Source organism: Brevundimonas sp. GCM10030266 (assembly GCF_042666595.1).
Lineage (GTDB): Bacteria > Pseudomonadota > Alphaproteobacteria > Caulobacterales > Caulobacteraceae > Brevundimonas.
Genome location: NZ_JBHTCY010000008.1, coordinates 1 through 1,647, shown reverse-complemented (window position 1 = coordinate 1,647; position 1,647 = coordinate 1). Strand labels below are relative to the sequence as shown.

1 pseudogene is annotated in these 1,647 nt (G+C 68.9%); it reads left to right on the top strand.

Going from position 1 to position 1,647, the window contains the following annotated elements:
• Positions 1–1,647: pseudogene (locus ACFQQC_RS18630) on the top strand (hypothetical protein); the annotation flags it as partial.

Here is a 1,647-nt window from a genome sequence, read left to right as displayed (position 1 = left end):
CGCACACCGTGCGCGGCAACGGCGGGGCCAACCGCTTCGAGGTCAGCGCCCAGGGCGATGACGGCGGCGTCTCGGTCACCTTCGAGGGGCGAGCGGGCGACGACGTCCTGATCGGCGGGCGCGGCTCGGATACGCTGAACGGCGGCGACGGAGACGACCTGCTGCGCGGCGGCGCGGGCTCCAACACCCTGATCGGCGGGGCCGGGATCGACACGGCCGACTACAGCACGGGCACGGCCCGGGTGGTGGCCAGCCTGACGGCCGGGACCGCCTCCAGCAACGGCTTCGGCGGCGCCGACAGCCTGTCGGGCATCGAGAACCTGGTCGGTTCGGCCTTCAACGACGAACTGACCGGCTCGGGCGGCAACAACGTCCTGTCGGGCGGCGCCGGGGACGACGTGATCCTCGGCCTGGCCGGCGACGACATCATCATGGGCGGCGGCGGCGTCAATGTGCTGAACGGCGGCGCGGGCATCGACCTGCTCGACTACAGCCAGGCCTCGTCGGGCGTGCGCGCCCAGCTGAACACCGGGACCGCGGTCAACAACGGCGACGGCGGCTCGGACACGATCTCGGGCTTCGAGCACCTGACCGGTTCGGCCTTCAACGACACCCTCGTCGGCGACGCCGGGAACAACATCATCCGCGGCGGCCTGGGCTCCGACCTGCTGATCGGCGGGGCGGGCGACGACACCCTGTACGGCGGTTCGGGCGCGGGCAACGAGCTCTACGGCGGCCTGGGCAACGACTATTTCGTGCTGGAGGCCAATGACACGGTCGTCGAGTTCGCCAACGAAGGCATCGACACGGTCGAGGTCCGCATCGACCGCTACAACCTGGGCGCCAATATCGAGCGTCTGGTCTATGGCGGGACGGGGAATTTCACCGGCACCGGCAATGCGCTGGACAACATCATCACCGGCGGCGCCGGCGATGACGTGCTGCGCGGTCGCGGCGGCAATGACACCCTCAACGGGGGGCTGGGCGCCGACACGGCCGACTACAGCCAGGCCACGGCGGCGATCCGGGTGCGGCTGGATTCCCGCATCACCCTCGATGACGGCGAGGGCGGTCAGGACTATCTGAACTCGATCGAGAACATCACCGGCACGGACTACAACGACCTGATCGTGGGCGACGCCGGGAACAACATCCTGATCGGCGGCCTGGGCAGCGATGTGCTGATGGGCGGCGCCGGCGACGACATCATCATGGGCGGCCAGATCCAGGCCAACCAGGTGCACGGCGGGCTGGGGAATGACTATTACATCCTCGACGCCCCCGACACGGTGATCGAATACGCCGGCGAAGGCATCGACACCGTCGAGGCCCGGATCAGCACCTATACGCTGGCGGCCAATGTCGAGAACCTGATCTACACCGGCCCGGCCAGCTTCAGCGGCTGGGGCAATGCGCTGGACAACCAGATCACCGGCGGGTCGCAGAACGACTATCTGCGCGGCATGGGCGGCAATGACACCATCGACGGCGGCGCGGGCATCGACACCCTGTACCTGCGCGGCCTGCGGGCGGACTACACCATCACCGCCGAAGGCGCGGGCTACCGCATCGTCGACAACGTCGCCGGCCGGGACGGCTCGACCTTCGTGCTCAGCATGGAGCGGCTGATGTACGGCAACGGCTCGA